The organism is Odoribacter sp. Z80 (assembly GCF_009935865.1).
Taxonomy (GTDB): Bacteria; Bacteroidota; Bacteroidia; order Bacteroidales; family Marinifilaceae; genus Odoribacter.
In genome coordinates, this window is record NZ_QWEL01000010.1 from 83,296 (window position 1) to 104,270 (window position 20,975).

A 20,975-nucleotide genomic window follows, 5' to 3' on the forward strand; every position below is an offset into this window, starting at 1 on the left:
TTCTGTCTGGGCTTCTGTAATGATGGTTCCGGAGAACCGGTCAAGAATCAGTCAATCAATTCTAAATCCATCACAGGGGATGCCGGTGAAGCGGTATTTTCTTTCTTTTCTTCTTCGGGTTTGATTTCCGGAAGTTGCTCCAATTCGTAATCAAAAGCTGTAATTTCCGGGTAATCCAACTTCCCGATAAGGGATAAGATATCTTCTTGGGTTTCTTCTGTCGGCTGTTCGTTTGTTTCTTCCGTTACCGTGGAGGCGGTTTCAGATATGATTTCTTGTTCGTCAGTTTCCTTTTCTGGAAGGTCCGGTTCCTGGATAGCAGGAACAGTCTCTTCGACGGGAAGAATTGAGGTCCCCTCTTCACAGTTACATCCGGCGAAATCAGATTTTTCAAATAATTCTCCGTTCTCACAACAGAGAACCCGACCCGGGTATTTTTCTATGAGGTCATATTGATGGGTGGCAATAATAATCGTTTTGCCTGTATTGCAGATTTCTTTTAACAGCTCTACCAATTTATAAGAGGTTGCGGGGTCGATATTTCCGGTTGGTTCGTCTGCCAGAATCAAAGGGGGAGCGTTCAAGAGTGCCCGTGCGAGGACGATGCGTTGTTGTTCTCCTCCGGAAAGTTGGTGAGGCATTTTATCTTGTTTCTCTGACATGCCTACTTTTTCCAATACGTTTTCGATTCTTTCTTTGATGGCTTTTTTGTTTTTCCATCCGGTAGCCCGGAGTACAAATTCCAGATTATCGTATACACTTCTGTCAATCAATAGTTTAAAATCCTGGAATACAATTCCGCATTTTCTACGGAGTAATGGTATTTGTGATTTTTTGATTTTTTTTAATTGAAAACCAGCCACCTCCGCAGTTCCGTATTCTAAAGGCAATTCGGCGTATAAGGTTTTTAAGAACGAACTTTTTCCGCTACCGACTTTACCGATAAGATATATGAATTCCCCGCTTTGAATTTCAATGTTGACATTTTTGAGTATGGTATTTGCTTGTTGGCGGATTACTCCTCCTGTCATTTTAATAATGCTATCAGCCATAGTTTATTTCTTACTCGGTTTTCAATTCTTTCAACATTCGGATGGTGTCTGCCGGATGTGGAGATTTAAAGACAAAACTGCCGGCAACCAGGGCGTCTGCACCTGCGTTTATCAGTTCTTGACCGGTTTGGGTATTTACTCCTCCGTCTACTTCTATTAAAGTTTTACTTTGGGTTGCCTGTATTAATTTTTTTAATTTTCTGATTTTTTCCAAGGAATGTGGAATAAAAGACTGACCACCGAATCCCGGATTAACACTCATGATCAGGACCACGTCAATATCTTGGATGATATCTTCTAATGAATGAACCGGGGTATGCGGATTCAGGGCCACTCCGGCTTTCATTCCGCAGGATTTTATTTGTTGCAGAGTGCGGTGTAAATGAGTGGAGGCTTCCAGGTGAACGGTCAGAATATCGGCTCCTGCCTGTCGGAAGGCTTCAATATAACGCTCCGGCTGGACAATCATTAAATGTACGTCCAGAGGTTTGCAGGCAATCTTCTTTATTTGTTCTACAATCGGCAAACCATAGGAGATGTTGGGAACGAATACACCGTCCATAATATCCAAATGAAACCAATCTGCTGCACTTTTATTGACCATTTCCACATCTTTGCCCAGATTCAAAAAATCTGCGGAAAGTAGTGAAGGAGAAACAATAACACTCATTTTTGTGTATTTAAGTTATGATATTCAATTTAGCTTATTCTTCACTTTGTTTATACCAGCTTGCGTACATGGAATAAGCATTTACGATTCTTTCCACTTCTCCTTTTAATAATTCCTCTCCCATTTGTTTGATTTTTTTTGCGGGAATACCGCCATACACCCATCCGGATTCGACAACAGTACCTTTGGTCACTACGCTGCCGGCGGCTATGATGGTGTTGCTTTCTATGACGGCATTATCCAGAACTATGGCTCCCATACCGATCAACACATTGTCGTGGATGGTACAGCCGTGAACAACGGCGTTATGGGCTATTGAAACGTGGTTGCCGATGTGAGTGGGGGATTTTTGATAAGTGGCGTGAATGACGGCATTGTCCTGAATATTGACTTGGTTACCTATCCGGATGGAATGCACGTCTCCCCGGAGTACGGCCCCGAACCAGATGCTGCAATCATCTCCCATTTCTACATCACCGATAATAACGGCATTGTCCGCTAAAAAACAATTTTTTCCAAATTGAGGAACATGCCCGTTTAGTTTTTTGATTATAGCCATATTGAGAATCTTTTCTTATCAGGCTTCGAAGTTACAAAATAAGCTTTAAAAGGCAATTGGAATGGGAGAGCTAATTTTTAATTTTTAATAGAAAGTATAACAGGATGGATATTTTTTAAGAAGAAAGGTCATGCTCTTTGCCAGATTTACGCCTCCTGCAAAGTTACGTTTTAATATCTGCCCAATGGGGTACTATCCAAACGGAGTAAAATCATCCACAATATAAAAGGATTACCTGATAACCGGTCTTGTAATATCCGGATGGCACGCATCTTATAAGTTCTTACCGTATTTACGGAAATTCCCATTTCTCCGGCAATTTCGGCAGTTGTTTTTCCTTGCAATACCAGCAATATAACTGTCCTGCATTTTTCCGGCAACGCCTTTATCGCCTCATCCAGCAAACGGGTAATTTCTTCCTCCGTCACATAATTATAGAATTCTTTTTCCTGTTGCTCTTGTGATTGAAGAATCCGATTCCGGTTTTTAAGATTACGTACGACATTTATTGTACGATTTTGTACGGCAGTAAAAAACAAACTATTCAGAGCTGCAGCTGATTGCACTTCCGTGCGCTTTTCCCAGATACGATGCATTACCTCAATGACAACATCTTCAGCTTCCATCTGTTCAAGGCCGTAGTGCATCGCAAAAGATACCAGTGTCTTATAATATTGGCGAAAAATAATTTCGAAGGATTTTTCATCCCCTTTTATAAATCCTCCGAAATCTTTTTCTGTGATTGTCATATTCTTTCGATAACTGCACAAATATAGCATTTCAAAATAAAATATCAATCACACAAGGCGGCTGCACCGGTAATAATAGCCAAAGTAGTATCGGTAAAAATATCTACTGACGCCCTGACATGGTTATTTTCAAAATATTGCCTTATCTGAGGCAGAAAATATTGAGCGGCCTGTACCATCCCTCCGCCAATAACCAGACTATCGGCTTCAAAACGCTGCATAAAGGGCAGCATAATTTCTCCGAATGCTGTGGAAAATTCACGGAAAACCTGTTCTGCTTCCCGGCAAAACTTCCCTTGTTCATACAGGCCTACCATATCTTTTAATCCTGATATTTTTACTCCGGTCAATTCTCTAAAACGTTTCTCAAACCAGCGGGTAGATACATAATCCTCCGCGATCACTCCCCTGAAAGGCCAATTCCACAATTCCCCGCCAACGGGGACTCCCGGCCCAAAGGTTGCATAACACCCGTCAACAATAAAACAAGCTCCGAACCCCGTCCCCAAAGTCACTCCTATCAGATGATGATGTTTCTTTCCATGACAACGCCATATCCCCATTCCAAAGGCCGCAGCGTCATTCGTAAATAAAATACACTCCGGCTTTATCCCTGTCACCCGGGATAGTTCTTCCCGGATATTTAACCCTTTCAAAGCAGCGAATTTATGCTCCGCCATCGCAATACCGTTCACAAAATCAAAAGGAGAAGGTACGGCTACCCCCATACCGGTAATTTCAATATCCGGCATCTTTTGAATACAGGTGTTCAAAGCTTTCTCCCATGCCGATAAGATCACACCGGCAGCCTCATTTTCAGGTACTTTTACCTCTACATAACTTTCTTTCAGGGGTTGACATTCCTTTAAATTCACAATCTGACAAGCGATATGCGAACCGCCGATATCTACTCCTAAAACATAACTATTTTCCATATTAATCTCCATTTATTTTTAATCGATACTCATCTACAATTTCCAACAACCGGATTCCATAACGTTCTACGACCTTTTTGCCAATTCCGGGTATTGCCAGAAGTTCCTTGCTTCTGGTTGGCATAGTATTGGCAACACCCAGCAAAGCTTTTTGCTGCAATACGGTATAAGCAGGCAATTTCAATCGGAGTGCCTCTTCCTTACGCCACATACGTAATATTTCATATAACCGGGGATGTAATATATCCCCGCCGGCTTCCACTTTATTGCTTTCCTTTTTCGTCCTCCGTTTCGGTTTTTCCAACAGAGCTCTGGCGCGAAGACTTAAATATGCTTTTACCCCAAAGCCTTCCCGACAACCTTCTAATACAGTCATTTTCACCTCTATCTCCTGCTGTAAACGCATTAAAGCCTCCTCCAGTGTTTTACGGGTTTCCTTATTATCTGTCTCAGGATGAGTAGACTCCAACAACTCTACCAGAAGTATCCGGGTCTTTTCCCGGAAATACTCCACTCCCTTTATCACTCTTTCCCGGATCCATTCATCCTCCTCATACTTCTTGTTTTTTCTTACCCCTTCTTCCAACTGCATTTGAAACCGTTCCCCGACTTCCAATAATTCTTTGTAGCAACGTTCCCTATGCATTTTATACCGTTCGGCCAATTCAGGATATAATTTCCACAAATGTTCACAAACTAACCGGGTGGCATACTGTAACTTCCTTACAATCAGGGAATAATCGAATAATTCTTTCAGCAATAACAGATAATATTCCTGTTGTGCCTCCTGCAACTGTCTGGTTTCGGGAACATTCCGTTGCACATATTCTGTATATTCCTTCACAGTAGGGTCATTTACCAAAGCCTCCAATCTCAAAGGAGACCCCAGTACAAGTCCTTCGAGCGTTTTGCAACGGCTTAAAGCCACGTAAACTTGTCCGTGCGTAAATGCAAAAGCTGCGTCCACAACTGCTTTTTCAAAAGTAAGTCCCTGGCTTTTATGGATGGTTATGGCCCAGGCTGTCTTCAACGGATATTGTTTAAAAGAACCAGTGACCGTTTCAATGATCTCTCCGGTTTCCGGATTTATGCTGTACCTGGTGTTATTCCACTCTTCCCGTTCTACAGATATAGCCTCTTTCCCGTCTGCACAACGTACTAAAATATGTTCAGGACTAAGTGCGGTTATTCTGCCAATTTTTCCATTATAATATCTTTTCTCTGATGAAGAATCATTTTTTACAAACATCACCTGGGCACCTTTTTTCAATACCAGGGAAGCATCAGTCGGAAAAGCATATTCCGGAAAATCATCCTTTACCTCTGCTTTATAAGTATATTCCCGCTCTTCAATCTGCTTCAGTCTTTTCTGATTGAGTTGCTGAGCCTGATGGTTGTGTGTAGTCAGAACAATATAGCCTTCACTGTCATCCGGATTAAATCCGGGAATATATCGTTGATTCAACAGTCTTAATGTATCGGCATCCGCCCGATTTTCCCGGATTTGATTTAATAAACGAAGAAAAAAAACATCAGCTTGCCGGTAAACCCGGGTCAATTCCACACAAAAATAAGGCAATTGCTGCAAAGCAAGGCTATTAAAGAAAAAAGGAGAAGAATAAACTCCCTTCAACAATTCCCATTCCTCTTCTCTGACCACCGGCGCCAACTGTTGCAAATCCCCGATCAGTAACAATTGTACTCCGCCAAAAGGTTTGTCTCTGTCCCGATAACGGCATAACACATCATGGATGGCATCCAACAAATCAGCCCTGACCATACTGATTTCATCGATGACCAATAAATCCATACTACGGATAATATCGATCTTTTCCCGGTTGAATTTATTCGTAAAACGTTTCTCTCCGGTAGAATTCCCTGCGTGGTTTCCCGGCAGATAAGGCCCGAAAGGTAACTGAAAGAAAGAATGGATGGTTACTCCACCCGCATTGATGGCAGCGATGCCCGTCGGAGCCAGTACAACCATTCTTTTGGGCGAGCGTGCTCTTAACTCCCGCAAAAAAGTAGTTTTTCCGGTACCTGCCTTTCCGGTCAGAAAAACACTTGTTCCGGTAAATTCCACAAAATTAAAAGCCAGTTCTAACTGAGGATTTATATCCATAACGCCCGAAAAGTTTATTTTACAAATATACGGAAAAGATGTTTAACTTTCTTGGAGCAAGAGCCGGAATAGAATAAAAAATGCCGGATTTAATCCGGCACGTGGAGCGAAAAACGGGACTCGAACCCGCGACCCCGACCTTGGCAAGGTCGTGCTCTACCAACTGAGCTATTTTCGCATAAAATCAATCAACTCTTATTTTGACGATGCGAAGATAATATCTTTTATAATTTTATCCAAATAATTCTGTAAAAAAAGAAATTAAAAATCGGCCGGTTCTTTCTGCGAACCGGCCGACCACTAAAATCAAACTACCTACTTCACCTCAATTCTTCTACTCACGTTATCTTTCTGCTCCTTCTTTGGCAAAGAAATCTCAAGTATTCCGTCATTATAGGTTGCCTGAGCATTTGCCACATCATATCTCTCCTCCGGTAGTTCGAAACTCCGGTTAAAAGAATAAGAGCAGAATTCCCTCCTCAGATATTTATCTTTATCTTTCTCTTCCTTCTCTTCATTCTTTTCTCCGGAAACCGTCAAAATACCATCTTTATAATCCAGATGAATATCTGCTTTTTTCATACCCGGGACCCGCAATTCCAATGCCAGTTGATTTTCATCCTCCTTTACATTCAATGCAGGAACACTTCTTCTGTCTTCAAAAACAGAGAGCCCCGTATTTAATAATTCATCCAGGATATTCGGATAAGAAGACCTGGATTCTCCGCTTTTTCTGATTAAATTCATAACACTCCTCCTTGTTAATCAAGTTTATTTCTTGCTTAAATACAGTCTTTTCTACGTTGCTTTTTTACTGACAGTTTCATAGGATTCATTAAATAATGAAAATTGTCTCCTAAAAAAATCATTTTTCTTGTCATCAAATGTAAAAATTGCGGGTTTATATATAAAAATAACATGGATATGCGACCCGATTATCGAATACTTTTTTCATTGATTTTAAAAGAAAGATTGGAAATTCTGAAACCGTCTGAAGTTGAGGAACTGAAGAAATGGGTGGCGGAATGTTCCCATCATCGGGAGTTGTATGAGCGGTTGAGTCGGAAGGATTGGGCATCGGCTTTAGCCCGTTATGATGAAATAGATGTGGAGAAGGGGTTGATGAAATACCATAGGCGTTATGTACGGCGGAAAGTGGGGTATTTATGGATTGCCGCTGCTGTGGCGGTGTTATTCATCGGACTGACTGTTTTGTTTTTACCGGTCCGGAAAGATTATCCGGAGGTGGTTCGTGCGATTACTCCGGGAATGTCAAGGGCCGAATTGGTATTGAGTGACGGAAGTGTGTGGAATTTGGAGACGGCCGTGAAGGAAAAACGGGTAATGGCCGGTCATGCGGAGGCTTATAATTCCGGAACCCGGCTGAGCTATAAACAACTTTCTGATGTTTCTGTTTGTCCTGCGGGGAAGGCGGTTTATAACGAACTACGGGTGCCCACGGGTGGTGAGTATCAACTAACGCTGAGTGACGGAACAAAGGTATGGCTGAACTCACAGAGCCGATTAAGGTATCCGGTTGTTTTTACAGACAGTATCCGGTCTGTAGAGTTGACGGGTGAGGCTTATTTCGAGGTGGCACATGATAAACATTGTCCTTTTCATGTTCAGTTGCGCGACCATATTCGGGTGGAAGTATTGGGTACTTCTTTCAATGTCCGGAATTATCCGGATGAAGAAATAGCGGAAACGGTTTTGGAAGAAGGTTGTGTCCGGATAATTAAGGATATGAGGATGGCACAGTTGACTCCGGGAATGAAAGCTGTGTATGGGAAAAGAGCCGGAGATTTGAGTACGGAGAAGGTAAATACGGAATTATATACTTCGTGGCGGAACGGGCAGTTTGTGTTTCAGAACGAAAGGTTGGAAACAATTCTGCACAAATTATCCCGTTGGTATGAAATCCATGTTTTTTTTCAGCATGAAAGTGCTAAGGATTTGATTTTCAGTGGTAACATCAGAAAGTATGATACCATAGAGAAATTGTTGGAGGCTATTGGAACGGCCGGGGGTGTCCGTTTCGGTGTCAAAGGAAATACAATTACGGTTTTTGCTGAGGATAAGTAATTGACTAACCAATATATAGTTATAGTATGAATAAAATGTTTTGTTTCGTGGGGATAATGTTTCTGGCATTATCATGTTTTTGGGGCTGTTCAGATAGCGACGACGATGCTTTGAGTCCTGAGCGCGTGATTCGGTTGTATGGCCGGTCCTACAATTTGCAGAGTGGTGTGATCTGGCAGAGTAATCCGAACATGGTTGTTTCGAGTGAGCCCTATGTGTATGAAGATGTTTATGTGAATGATGAGGGTGAACAGGTTACCGATCGGGTTGAAGGGGTTTGTCCGGGAGATGACCAAACGGAAACCGGTAATTTTATGCTTTCGCTTTATGAAGAGGGACTTACTTATAATGAGAAATTGGAGAAAGCTCAGGGAAAAGGTGCTTGTGTTTCTTTCCACCTGGCTTCGGCTGAAACAGGTCGGTTGGTTCCGGGGAAATATGTATTTGGAACGGAGAAATTACCCGGAACTTTTAGCGGATATTGTTCATCGGATTATAACACTTCCGAAAGGGATAATGTTGTAGCCGGCTTGGCTGAGGGGGAAGTGAATATCGGGCAGAACGGAGAGGAATGGTATGTAAAGTTTGAGTGTAAGACCACTTTCGGGGGGGAGATTTTTGGCGAGTATAGGGGAAAACTTGACGAATGTCGTGTTTCTCAGGTAAGTTCCATCGAATATAAGGATATTGTGCTGGCCGGATTAATGGAGAAAGTGGAAGTTACTCCCTGGTATAATGAGGCTTTGGCGCGGATGATATTGGATGGGGCTTTTGAAGATTTTGGAGGGGTGGATGGTTTTATGGAGATTTTGGGAATGACATCTTTTGATGAATTGGCTGAATATATCGGATTAGAAGTAAGTGACGGTCGCTATTTTGATGTTGGAAACAAGGAGTATGATTATGATATCGAGTATAACGGAACTTCTTTATTTTCTTTGACTACCGGTTTAAGCCAGAGGGTAAAGGATGCCAGCAAAAAAGCAGATGCAATTGATGTGGCTTTGTCATGGGATAAAACGGAAGAATCTTTTTATTTTGAGTCTCCTATACGGGTTCGCCGTTGGGTAGGACATAGGGATAAATATAATTTTCCTTGTCATACGATATACATGAAAGCACCGGCGGATTTTTCCGATGCGGATTTTGAAAATTTAAATGCTGAGACCTTTTCTTTTGCCATTACGGAGGAAGTTGTGAAAATTCCGACGCAGGATTTTAAACCGTGTTATGTTTTTTTCCAAACCGGAAAAGGTGTGTCGGGTGTGATAAAAGTTATCTCTTGGGTAGCGGAAGGAGTTGCCATTCGTACGGATGAGGATATGGGAGGGATGATGGGATATCGTATACCCCAGAATCCGACCTTGGAATTGGAAATCAAGTGTCCGGCAGTGGTAGCTAATCCGCAAATCCGTTAATTTTTGCATATAAATGATAAAGAGATATAACCGATGAAGAACAGATTTTATTATAGAACGTATTGGAGCAGATGGTTATGTACGGTGGTGTGTACTATCTTGCTTGGGAGTAGTTTTGCACATGCTTCTGCCGGCCAGCAACTGGCCAGAGTAAATCTGAGTAAGCAAAATGCGGAAATCAGAGAAATTTTAAAGGAAATCAAGGCTCAGACAGAGTTTGATTTTGTATATAATGCCCGTGAGATTAATGACAGGGCCAGGGTTTCAGTCGATGTACAGGATGCTGATATCGAGAAAGTTCTGAGGATTTGTCTGGAGAACCTGAATGTGGATTTTATTATTCAGGATAAAATTATTGTTCTGCAACAGAGAAAATCACAGCCGCAAGAGCAGCCTCAGGTGTGGGTACTGAAAGGAAAGGTGCAGGATGAAAGCGGGTTGCCTTTGCCTGGCGTATCGGTATTACTGAAAGGGACAGTGGTTGGTGTTGCTACGGATGCTGAAGGCCGTTTTACGATAAGTTTTCCGGTAGGGGAAAAATTGCCGGAGTTACTTTTCTCTTTTATCGGGATGCAGACGGAAAGTTTTTCGGTGAAAGATCCGGCCAAAGAAATTAAGGTGGTGATGCATGAGAATTCGGAAAGCCTGAATGAAGTGATCGTTACCGGTATGGAAACGGTGAAGAAAGAGCACATGACCGGTAGTGCTACCGTTATTACAGCTAAAGATTTGAAGATGCAAGGTATTACTTCTCTGGACCGTATACTGGAAGGTATGGTAGCCGGTTTGAACAGTACGACGATTTCCGGGGCTCCGGGATCCCGTTCCAAGATTACCATTCGTGGGGAGAATAATCTGAGCGGGAATACCGAACCTTTGTGGATTGTTGACGGATTGCCGATGATGTCGGGAGTACCTCAGAGTAATTCGGGAGATTATGCCGGTACAATTATGCAGGATGGTGTAGGTAATATTATGCCGGAAGACATAGAGTCGATCAGTATTTTGAAGGATGCTTCGGCTGCGGCGATTTATGGGGCCCGTGCTGCTAACGGTGTGATTGTTATTACGACGAAGAAAGGATTCCGTTCAAAAACCCAGGTGAATTACAGTGGTACTTATGAATGTGGTATTGCTCCCCGCAACCGGTTGGATTTTATGAACTCGGCAGAGAAGTTGAGTTATGAACGTTCGATTGTCGACCATTTTGGTCTCAATTATGCTTATCTGACAGGCCGTGGAGGATATATGTATAAGCGGAGCGTGAACGGTTACCTGACTCCGGCAAATTATGAACGGGAAGTACAGCGTTTGGCCAATATAAATACTGACTGGTTTGATGTTTTGTTCCGGACGGCACAGTCGCATTCCCATAATATCAGCCTCAGGGGAGGTACGGGCGAATTGACTTATTATACCTCGGTAAATTATCAGGAAAAGAACGGTATTCTGATTTCTAATAAGTATCAGAGTGCGGGAGTATTGATGAAATTGGATTACCGTCCGGTACAGAATTTGATTGTGGCTTTGAATGTTGCAGCCAATTCCCGGAAAAACAGAGACAATGCTTCGGCAATTGACCCATTCACGTATGCAATATTTGCGAATCCTTATGAACGACCTTATGATGAGAATGGGAATTATGCAGCTGACTTGAGTTATTTGAGCAATAACTATACTTCCGAAAGGGCTTCCGGTTATGTATATGACCAGTTTAATATTTTGAAAGAAATGCGTGATACCCGTTTGAAGCAGGACGGTTCGGATGTAGAGCTGACTTTTAATGTCCGTTATGAAGTGATTCCGGGACTTTCCCTGGAGTCGATTGTCCGTAAAGGAATCAGTTACAATACTGAAACCCGGGAGGTGAATGCAGGGACGTATACTTCCTGGAAGAATGAGAAGTTCGGGCGGGATGCTTTTAAGGACTATAATATCATGCCTGCTGGATATGATAACGGAGAGTTATCGGAGAATTCCGGGAAAAACTATAACTGGTCTATCCGGAATCAGATTGATTATTCGTTTACTGTAAAGCAGGACCATCTTTTCAGTGTGCTGTTGGCGAATGAGGTTATGTCGAAGAAATTCACTAATTTCGGTTATACTTCTCCCATTTATTATGGTGATTACCGGATTACAGGCGTACCGACTTTTGATAAGAATGTGGCTTACGAGGATTTGCTGACTTCTGTTGGGAGTATGTTCCAGACTTCTGACGGGCAGGACCGCAGTGTGTCATTTTTAGGTTCGTTGCGTTACGGGTATAAAGACCGTTATGTTTTGAACTTCAATTACCGGGCAGACGGTGCGGATGTGATTGGGAATACCAATCGTTTTACTCCGTTGTGGTCAGTTGGAGCACGATATAACCTGCATAATGAAGAGTTTTTCAAAAATCCGATAGTAACGGAATTATCGGTTCGGGGGTCTTATGGTTATACCGGTAATATCGACCGTTCGGCTTATCCGTTTTCTACCATTTCTTTTGGCAGCAATATGTATATGGGTAACCGTTATGCGACGGATTTTACTTACCCCAATCCGACTGTAGGCTGGGAGAGAAAAAAGGACCGGAATATCGGTCTGGACCTGACGTTGTTGGATAACCGTATTAATTTTACGTTTGATTATTATTCCAATCGGACGGAAGATGTGTTGGAAAATCTGGAGGTACCTTCTTCCACGGGACGGACTTCAGTGAGAGCCAATGGCGGTGTTGTCGAGAATAGCGGTCTGGAGTTTTATCTGAATGTGAGATGGGTGAAGGCCGGGGATTTTACTTTCAGTACTTCATTTAATATTGCCCGCAATAAAAATGTAATCAAGAAATCGCATTATGATTATGCTTCTTATCGGGAGGTGTTGGAAAAGGGAGCTGTGGTACAAGGGGGTATTATCAACATTGTAGGGAACGAAACCGGAGGTATATATGGCTGGAAGTTTGCCGGAGTGAATCCCCGGTCAGGTAATCCGCAATATTATTTGACGGAAGAAGGGAAAAGGGCTTACGGAAAGTTTCTTGATGGCTGGGATTCTTATTCCGATAAAAAGAAAGAGGAATATCAACCTTTGATCGGTTCGATGAACGAGATTCCTGATAAAATAGATTACCTGCGGGCGAGTTCCGATAAATTTGGGTTTGTCACTTCTTCCATGCAGTATCTCGGACGTTCCAATCCGAAGCATGTGGGTGGTTTTAATACTGTAATGCGTTATAAAGGTCTGGAGTTTACAACTTCGTGGACATTTAAGACAGGTCATTTGATTCCTAATTTTAATGATTACCAGAATGCGCCGAATAACGAAGCGGATGACAGGCGTGTAGCGTTGGGTTATTCCTCGGATTTGAAAGTGTCGGCAACAAACCGGGAGAGAAAGTATCTGTATTACTGGCAGTTTGCCGGAGATGTCACAGATGTGCCGCAGTTTACGACATCGGATAATGATTTGTGGTCTTCAATGTGTATTTCTGACCGTTATTCAAAGGGAGATTATCTTCGGATGACAAATTTGTCATTGAGTTACCGTTTCCCTTCACAATTGGTTCAGAAATGGAAAATGACAAATTTGTCCCTTGGTTTTAATGCCCGGAATTTATTGACTTTTACGAAGTACAGAGGTTTGGATGTCGGGTCGGGTAGTGCTTTTGCTTATCCTGTGGCACGTGAATTTAATTTTAAACTGACTGTTGGATTTTAAAAAAAGGGTTTTATGAATAAGATATATTTGTTTATTGCATGTTTGTCGGTTTTGATACTGACGTCTTGTGATAGGTTTCTGGAGTTGACACCCCGTGATCAAAAGGTAGTCAGTACGATTGAGGATTATCGGGATATTATGGCAAGTTATATGCGTTTGCTGAAAACGCCGAACCCTACTCAGGAGAAAGTGTTTGGGGTAGATGCCTATGCTTTTCCGCTTTTTGATGTAGCTGCCAATCTGGGGGTTTATACCGGAGAAACGAATCTGAATACGGCTTCATCTTTTTATTATGATAACAAGAACGGAACGTATACGACGAGCGGAAAGAATATGCAGACCTGGCTAATGACGGATGTTTATGCCTGGGACCGTTATTACGGTTTCTTAGGACCGATTAATTTGATTATTTCCGGAATTGAGACGGCGGAAGGAGAAAATGAGCAGTTGCGGAACCGGGTGAAGGGGGAGGCTTTGGTATGGAGGGCATTCGCTTATTTTAAGCTGTTGCAGTATTATGCTCCTTATAAAGACAATATTTATGGCGTACCGGTATATCTGACTCCGGAACAGGATATCGGGGCGGCGATGCCGGAGCGGAAAACGCAGAGGGAGGTGTATGACCGTATATTTACAGACTGTGGGGAAGCTCTGGCTTTACTGAGGGAGACGGCTTCCAATGAGTGGAATTGTGCCTGGCGCAGCGATTTTATCCATGCTATGATGGCCAGTATTTATACGTGGAGGGCAATGTCTGGGGCTGCGGAATCCACAGACTGGGCTGATGCGGAAAAGTGTGCTACGGAAGCTATGCAGGGACGTGCTTTAGTCAGTTCTTCTGCAGAATTGAAAAACATATTTAATTGCAAAGATGTGAGCAATGAAACGGTGATAGAGAGTGATGAATTTTATTTTCGGCTTCTGGACGGAAACCATCAGCAGCTTTTTAATTTCAGCAATGCCTATTATGAGGGAGGAGTGAGTGACGGTCGGGTTAACCGGATGTATTATAATTATTTCCGGGATGAGGATATCCGGAAAACGGCATGGTTTAATAGCGAGGGTACTTATAATGACAAGTACGGCATTTTTGGAAGTATGAATGGAGGATGTCTGATGTTGTTCCGATTGGCGGAAATGTATCTGATTAAGGCGGAGGCTTTGGTCCGGCAGGGTAAAATTGGCGATGCCCGGGTAGTATTGCAGGAATTTTGTTCTGCTCGTTATACGGACGAGGTGGAGATTGCTTCTGATCCTGAGACTTTGTTGCAGGAGATTCTTGATGAGCGGATTCGGGAGTTTTACCAGGAAAATGATTTCCGTTGGTTGGATATGAAGCGGCTGGGGGTACGGGTGGAACGGTTGGTTGCCGGAGAGCGGTTTATCTTGCAGCCGGATGATTTTCGGTATAGTTTTCCTATACCGCTCCGGGAATTGCAATTGAATAAAAATATGGTGCAAACGCCGGGATGGGAGAAAGTGATCCTGGTACAATAAAAATAGAATCGTATGAAAAAGAACGTATCACGAATATTAGGAGTGTTTTCAGGAATTTGGTTATTGTTTTCCTGCACACCGGATGATTATACTTATCGGGATAACCGGGATATGGATGTCAGTAGTGTAGATAGTGTCGCTCTTGTCGCCAATCATGTTATGGTATTGGCTGATGGGCATGCGCAATTGGAACTTTTTCCGAAGTTGTTTACCCGGGAGGGCAATCAGATTCCCGACAGCCGGGTAAAGGATGAGTGGTTGGAGTATGTTTCGGAATCGGGTATCCGTCTTAGCCGTTATTTTTCAACATCGGATGCCAGTCTGATTGGCCAGACCGTGACGGCCCGGTTGAAAATTAAAGGGACGGATTTGGAATCGAATCCGGTGACTTTTGAGGTTATCGCTCCGTTGGAGACGGAATATACTTCGGAAATCATCATACCGGTGGTGTTTCATATTGTACAGACTACGGAGGATGTGGAATCATTCGGCGGAGAATATAAACAGGAGCAGATTGAGGCCTTGTTAATGAAGTTGAATAACATGTTAGACGGAAGTACAACACATAATCCGGTAGGGGTGAATACGCATATCCGGTTAAAGCCTGCCCTTTACGATCCTTACGGTAAGAAGTTGATGGAACCCGGTATTGACCGATTGACAGTAAGGGAGATTAATGTTGAGAACCGGTATGAAGATTTTTTGGTCGGACAGCACTTGATTTGGCCGGTGGAGCACTATATGAATGTTTGGCTGATTTCGGACAGGGAAATGGATGTCGATGATTTCGGTAATAAAATCAGTGCTTTGTGTTATCCGTATTATGTGAATCCGGGTGAGGGAAATGCGCCGGAAGGGATTGCCTGGAAGGAATATGACGGCAGTGAGTTGTCGGCACGTGAAGCGGGAGTGATTTATAAATTGCAGGAATTGGATAATATTGACCGGGAGTTTTCGAATAGCGGAGGATTGGCCAATAATGAACTGGGGTATTATATCGGGCAATATCTGGGGTTGTTGCCGACCTGTCATTTATATGGAGTAGGGACAGATTTTTGTGATGACACTCATGATTATGGGCCGGACGAAAATGCTGTAGATAAGAATCGGCAATGGTATAAGGAAGCCAACGGTTGTTATTTCCGGGCGGAAAATATCATGGACGATCCGCGTGGAGTACATTGTTCCGTTTCGCGGGAGCAATGTATCCGGATGCGTTGGGTGTTGAATTATTGCCCGGGACGTAGTGCCTGGAAATCGGATTTTGCTTTTACAGGGAAATAAATACTATATCAATGTACCGATAGTCTGATGTATCGGTAATGCGTACGTCTGCTATGGGTACATGGTTACATAAACAGTTTAAAACAGGATTGGAATGAAGAAAAATTTGTTGGTTTTATTAGGGTGTTTGCTGGTGGCTTGCGGAGTGTGGGCCCAGGGGATTGTTTTTCAGAAAGGCACTTGGGAAGAAATACTTACGCAGGCCAAACAAGAGGATAAGGTTGTTTTTGTGGATTTTTATACTTCTTGGTGTGGTCCCTGCAAGATGATGGAGAGGGAGGTTTTTTCCCAGAAGAAAGTCGGGGATTACTATAATCAGAATTTTATTTGTTGCAAGGTTGACGGGGAGAAGGGAGAAGGACCGGATTTAGCGAAGAAATATAAAGTAACTGCTTTCCCGACTTTTTTGTATTTGAATGGAGAGGGGCAGGTTGTGTATCGTTTTAGTGGTGCCCGGGATGCTAAAGAATTTCTGGAAGAAGCTGAAAGGGTGTCTCTTTGTGCACAGTATGACGGTTGGGAGAAAATACAGTCCGCTTATCAATCCGGAAGCACTGACCCGGAGTTGATAAAGGTATATTATGAACTTTGTCCGGGAGATGAGAAAGTTGTGGCGTTAAACCGTTATTTGATGGCATTGCCGGACAAACAATTGTTTGCTCAGGAAACGGGGAAGTTGTTTGAGAAAGGCTTGTCGGTTTATAATTACGATTTGATGAAACGTATCATTGAAGGCCGGGTGAAGATGGGGGAACAGAGTCCGGAATATGATTTTGTTTATACCTTCCCGTTGCAGTTCAGAATGACAGAGTTTTTTAATCAATGTGTGAGAAATGGGGAACAGGAACGCCTGGAGGAACTCTTTTCGTTAAAAAAGACATTCAGCGTGTTGCCTCATTCAATAGACAATGATATTAATGTTGTCGAAGGCCGGGGATTGTATTTTGTATCGGAGGATTGGATTAATCTTCGTTATTTATATCAAAATCGGAATGATGACGAACGTTTTAAAGCGTTGATGGAATCTTATTTGCCGGATTTGATGCGGAAAAATCCGTTGGATACGCTGAATGCCCAAACGAAGCAGTTGGAAGAACTGATAGAGTATATCCCTTTTGCACGGAGTACGATGTCGGAACGTTATCTGTTGTTCGGTAAAACCATGATTAATTTTATTGATTATTATTGGCGTTTGGTGCCTTCGGATAAGAAATATCGTGAACGGTGTTTTGATTGGCTGGATTATGTTTGCCGGATGAATCCCTACAGTCCGGATGTTGCGATGAGGGCTGCCCGGTTGTTGATGCGCCTGGAGCACAAGAAAGAGGCTGTTGTTTTTTTGGAAACGGCCATTGCCAAACAAAAGATTTTTGAAAAGAAAAAGCCTTTGATCGAGGTGAAAAAACTTGAAGATATGCTGAGGGATGTCCGGAACGATAAAATCTGAACCGGGGCGGTTGAAATGCAGAGTATCTGCCGGAGGAATATAACCTCCGGCAAGATATTTTATTAAAAAGGGTATTGTATTTGTCCTGACTGTTTGAAGGAGTTTTGCCGGGAGGGGGGAAAGGGAGAAACTTTGGGAAAAACAGATTCGTATACCGTGAATGAATAACTAAAAATAGAGGTATGAATCATGGTATCAGTGTCTTGTTCAGGGCTATTCCGGTTGTAATGGCTTTTATCTGTTTTTTTCTGGGAGGTTTTATTTATTGGTATGGGGATGACGGATTACGTCAGGTGGCCGGGCCTGTGGTATTTTTTCTGGGAGCAATTTGCCTGGCTTTGTATGCTACGGCTGCTGTCATCATTCGGCAGTTGATAAAAAAGTTTCATCCTTTTCTTCGTTATGTAGTGCCCGCTTTCGGTTATTTGGTCGCTGCTATTACTATTGCTGCGGGAGTGATGATTTTTCTGAATGGGAGAAATTCGAATTTTATTGTATCGGGCCATGTTGTCTGCGGAGTGGGTTTGATTGCTGCCTGTGTTTCAACTGCTGCTACTTCTTCCACTAAATTTTATTTGATTCCGGTTAATTCCGAGACAGTTGGAAACAGGGTAAATGTTCAGGGGTTTTCCACTGTGACGGGACGGATATTGACCGGTCTGGTTTCGTTTTTCTCGGTGATAGCCTGGGTTTGGTGTATAGTATTATTGATGTGTGCAGAAAAAGAAACTTATTATTTTGTCACCGGAACGGTTATGGGGGGCTTGGCTTGTATCTGTACCAGTCTGATTGCTTTGGTGGCGAGTATTGTTAAACAGATTCGCAATACTTATACAAATCGGGACCGGAATATGTGGCCTAAGCTGGTTTTAACGATGGGAACCGTTGCTTTTATATGGGGATTAGTGGTTATTTTTGCCTGGATAGGAAATGTTGCAAATACTACCGGTTTTATCATGTTGGGGTTGGGATTGGTTTGTTTTAGTATTTCCAGTAAAGTGATTTTGTTGGCTAAAGTATGGAAGCGGTCTTTTGCTTTAGCCAACCGCATTCCTATGATTCCGGTAATTACTGCTTTATTGTGTTTGTTTTCAGGTGTTTTTTTATTTGAAGAAGGTCTGTATGACAATGCTTTTTTTGTACCGGCCCGGGTGTTATCCGGTTTGGGGGCTATTTGTTTCTGTCTGTTTTCTATAGTCAGTATATTGGAAAGTGGTACTTCAAAGAAATAAAATGAAGCTTGTCGAATGATAAATTAAATCCGTATCTTTGTCAGAAGATACGGATTTTTAATATGGACAACAAGCCTTTGGCAGAGCGCTTAAGACCTAAGACGTTAGACGATTATATCGGGCAACAGCATTTGGTCGGTAAGGGGAAAGTATTGCGCAAGATGATTGAATCGGGTGTGGTTTCTTCTTTTATTTTGTGGGGGCCTCCGGGAGTGGGCAAGACTACGTTGGCGATGATTATTGCGGAGCAATTGAAAAGGCCTTTTTATGTATTGAGTGCGGTCAGTTCCGGGGTGAAGGATGTTCGGGAAGTGATTCAGAAAGCGGAAAGCCAGCGCTTTTTTAATACGCCTAATCCCATTCTTTTCATTGATGAGATTCATCGGTTCTCCAAAGCACAGCAGGATTCTTTGCTGGCTGCTGTGGAAAAGGGCACAGTGACTTTAATCGGGGCGACTACTGAAAATCCTTCTTTCGAAGTGATATCTCCGTTGTTGTCCCGTTGCCAGGTATATGTTCTGAAGGCACAGGAAAAAGCGGACCTGGAAGCTTTAGTGGACCGGGCTGTTCAAAAAGATTTTTATCTGAAAGAAAAGAATATTATAGTCCGGGAAAAAGAAGCCTTGATTTCTTTTAGCGGAGGAGATGCCCGGAAATTGCTCAATATATTGGAATTGGTAGTGAATGCCCAGGCGGGTCCTGAAATAATCATTGATAATGATACCGTTCGTAGGGAGTTGCAGGAGAATCCGTTGATGTATGATAAAGACGGGGAACAGCATTATGATATCATTTCTGCTATGATAAAATCTATCCGGGGGAGTGATCCGAATGCCGCCCTTTATTATATGGCCCGGATGTTGGAAGGAGGAGAGGATCCCAAGTTTATTGCCCGCCGGCTTTTGATTTCTGCTTCTGAAGATATAGGTCTGGCTAATCCGAATGCTATGTTATTGGCAAATGCCTGTTTTGATATTATTCATAAAATCGGTATGCCTGAAGCGCGTATTCCTTTGTCGGAATGTGTCATTTATCTGGCTACTTCCCCCAAAAGTAATTCTGCCTATCTTGCTATTGATGAGGCTATTGCTGTTGTAAAGCAAACGGGTAATCTTCCGGTTCCTTTGTATTTGCGTAATGCTCCGACGAAGTTAATGAAGGAATTGAATTACGGAAAAGATTATAAATACGCTCATAACTATCCGGGAAATTTTGTTGAAATGGAATTTATGCCGGAAGAAGTGAATGAAAAAGTATTTTACCGGCCGCAGTCTAATGCAGCGGAGATAAAAATATGGGAAAGATTGAAAAATTGGTGGAAAAAGAAATATAACTGATCAGGTAGCCGGATTTTAAGAAAACCGGACCATTCAAAAGAAAAAGGATATATAAAATTCGTAAAATTATAATCGTATGAAAATATTAGATGAGTTAACCAATCGGGAGATGTTTTTTTTATTGGCGGGGCCTTGTGTGATAGAAGGAGAAGAGATGGCCCTGAATATTGCCGGACATATAGCGGCTATTACCCAAAGACTGGGAATTCCTTATGTGTTTAAGGGGTCGTTTAAAAAGGCCAATCGTTCCCGTTTGGATTCTTTTACAGGTATCGGAGATGAGAAAGCTCTGGAGATTCTGGCTAAGGTAAAGAAAGAATTTCATGTACCGGTGGTCACTGATATTCATACTCCGGAGGATGCTGTGCTGGCTGCGGAGTATGTGGACGTATTGCAGATTCCTGCTTTTTTGTGCCGGCAGACGGATTTGTTAGTAGCTGCAGCGGGGACCGGGAAGATTGTGAATATAAAAAAAGGCCAGTTCCTGTCGCCGGAGGCTATGTTTTTTGCTGCTGCGAAAGTAAGGGATTCGGGCAATGAAAATGTGATGGTGACGGAACGGGGGACAACATTCGGTTATCAGGATTTGATTGTGGATTATCGTGGGGTGAAGATCATGCAGGAGTCCTGCCATTGTCCTGTAGTGGTGGATGTGACGCATTCTTTACAGCAGCCGAACCAGGCTTGTGGGGTGTCCGGGGGACATCCTCAGTTGATAGAGACAATTGCACGCGCCGGGGTGGCAGTAGGAGCAGATGGTATTTTCATTGAAACACATCCGGATCCCCGGAATGCCAAATCAGACGGGGCCAATATGTTGCAACTGGATTTGTTGGAAGGATTGTTGGAACGATTGGTACGGATAAGAAAGGCTATTTTGTAATTT

Annotated in this window: 16 protein-coding genes and 1 tRNA gene; 9 read left to right on the forward strand and 8 right to left on the reverse strand. The window is 42.7% G+C overall.

Annotation, left to right across the window (positions count from 1 at the left end; all coding sequences use genetic code 11):
- Nucleotides 1-47: 47 nt before the first annotated feature.
- The 8 genes from D1136_RS08275 to D1136_RS08310 all read right to left on the reverse strand — a co-directional run bounded on the left by D1136_RS08275 (nt 48) and on the right by D1136_RS08310 (nt 6,834).
- On the reverse strand, nt 48-1,052 hold the full coding sequence (locus D1136_RS08275) for a cell division ATP-binding protein FtsE (protein ID WP_161877163.1): 1,005 nt from the start codon (nt 1,050-1,052) through the stop codon (nt 48-50).
- Between the two features lie 10 nt (nt 1,053-1,062).
- Nucleotides 1,063-1,722 (reverse strand): ribulose-phosphate 3-epimerase, encoded by a 660-nt coding sequence (rpe, locus tag D1136_RS08280; protein WP_161877164.1) that lies wholly within the window; start codon nt 1,720-1,722, stop codon nt 1,063-1,065.
- A gap of 34 nt (nt 1,723-1,756) precedes the next feature.
- Nucleotides 1,757-2,281 (reverse strand): gamma carbonic anhydrase family protein, encoded by a 525-nt coding sequence (locus D1136_RS08285; protein ID WP_161877165.1) that lies wholly within the window; start codon nt 2,279-2,281, stop codon nt 1,757-1,759.
- A gap of 170 nt (nt 2,282-2,451) precedes the next feature.
- Entirely contained in the window at nt 2,452-3,030 is a 579-nt protein-coding gene (locus D1136_RS08290; protein WP_161877166.1) for an RNA polymerase sigma factor, read from the reverse strand.
- Between the two features lie 44 nt (nt 3,031-3,074).
- Nucleotides 3,075-3,965 carry an ROK family protein gene (locus D1136_RS08295; protein WP_161877167.1) on the reverse strand — a complete coding sequence of 297 codons (891 nt, stop codon included), beginning with the start codon at nt 3,963-3,965 and terminating at the stop codon, nt 3,075-3,077.
- Between the two features lies 1 nt (nt 3,966).
- The gene (locus D1136_RS08300) at nt 3,967-6,087 is read right to left on the reverse strand and encodes an HRDC domain-containing protein (protein WP_161877168.1); all 2,121 of its coding nucleotides are present in this window, start codon (nt 6,085-6,087) and stop codon (nt 3,967-3,969) included.
- A gap of 102 nt (nt 6,088-6,189) precedes the next feature.
- Nucleotides 6,190-6,265: transfer RNA gene (locus D1136_RS08305), tRNA-Gly, on the reverse strand.
- Between the two features lie 137 nt (nt 6,266-6,402).
- Nucleotides 6,403-6,834 carry an Hsp20/alpha crystallin family protein gene (locus D1136_RS08310; protein WP_161877169.1) on the reverse strand — a complete coding sequence of 144 codons (432 nt, stop codon included), beginning with the start codon at nt 6,832-6,834 and terminating at the stop codon, nt 6,403-6,405.
- Between the two features lie 177 nt (nt 6,835-7,011).
- Here D1136_RS08310 and D1136_RS08315 point away from each other — a divergent pair, with 177 nt between their 5' ends.
- From D1136_RS08315 to kdsA, 9 genes are all read left to right on the forward strand, one after another.
- Complete coding sequence (locus D1136_RS08315; RefSeq protein ID WP_161877170.1) at nt 7,012-8,172, forward strand: FecR family protein; 1,161 nt, start codon at nt 7,012-7,014, stop codon at nt 8,170-8,172.
- A gap of 26 nt (nt 8,173-8,198) precedes the next feature.
- Nucleotides 8,199-9,590: a hypothetical protein gene (locus D1136_RS08320; protein WP_161877171.1), complete on the forward strand. Its 1,392-nt coding sequence runs from the start codon at nt 8,199-8,201 to the stop codon at nt 9,588-9,590.
- A 33-nt stretch (nt 9,591-9,623) separates the two neighbouring features.
- Nucleotides 9,624-13,292 carry a SusC/RagA family TonB-linked outer membrane protein gene (locus D1136_RS08325; protein WP_161877172.1) on the forward strand — a complete coding sequence of 1,223 codons (3,669 nt, stop codon included), beginning with the start codon at nt 9,624-9,626 and terminating at the stop codon, nt 13,290-13,292.
- 12 nt (nt 13,293-13,304) lie between these two features.
- Entirely contained in the window at nt 13,305-14,789 is a 1,485-nt protein-coding gene (locus tag D1136_RS08330) for a RagB/SusD family nutrient uptake outer membrane protein (RefSeq protein ID WP_161877173.1), read from the forward strand.
- Nucleotides 14,790-14,801: 12 nt separating this feature from the next.
- Nucleotides 14,802-16,073 carry a hypothetical protein gene (locus tag D1136_RS08335; protein ID WP_161877174.1) on the forward strand — a complete coding sequence of 424 codons (1,272 nt, stop codon included), beginning with the start codon at nt 14,802-14,804 and terminating at the stop codon, nt 16,071-16,073.
- Nucleotides 16,074-16,167: 94 nt separating this feature from the next.
- The gene (locus tag D1136_RS08340) at nt 16,168-17,520 is read left to right on the forward strand and encodes a thioredoxin family protein (RefSeq protein WP_161877175.1); all 1,353 of its coding nucleotides are present in this window, start codon (nt 16,168-16,170) and stop codon (nt 17,518-17,520) included.
- A gap of 182 nt (nt 17,521-17,702) precedes the next feature.
- On the forward strand, nt 17,703-18,752 hold the full coding sequence (locus D1136_RS08345; protein WP_161877176.1) for a DUF2776 family protein: 1,050 nt from the start codon (nt 17,703-17,705) through the stop codon (nt 18,750-18,752).
- A gap of 62 nt (nt 18,753-18,814) precedes the next feature.
- Nucleotides 18,815-20,089, forward strand: coding sequence for a replication-associated recombination protein A (locus D1136_RS08350; protein WP_161877177.1), 1,275 nt, complete (start codon nt 18,815-18,817; stop codon nt 20,087-20,089).
- Between the two features lie 76 nt (nt 20,090-20,165).
- Nucleotides 20,166-20,972, forward strand: a complete 807-nt coding sequence (gene kdsA, locus D1136_RS08355) for a 3-deoxy-8-phosphooctulonate synthase (protein ID WP_161877178.1) — start codon at nt 20,166-20,168, stop codon at nt 20,970-20,972.
- The last annotated feature ends 3 nt before the right edge of the window (nt 20,973-20,975 follow it).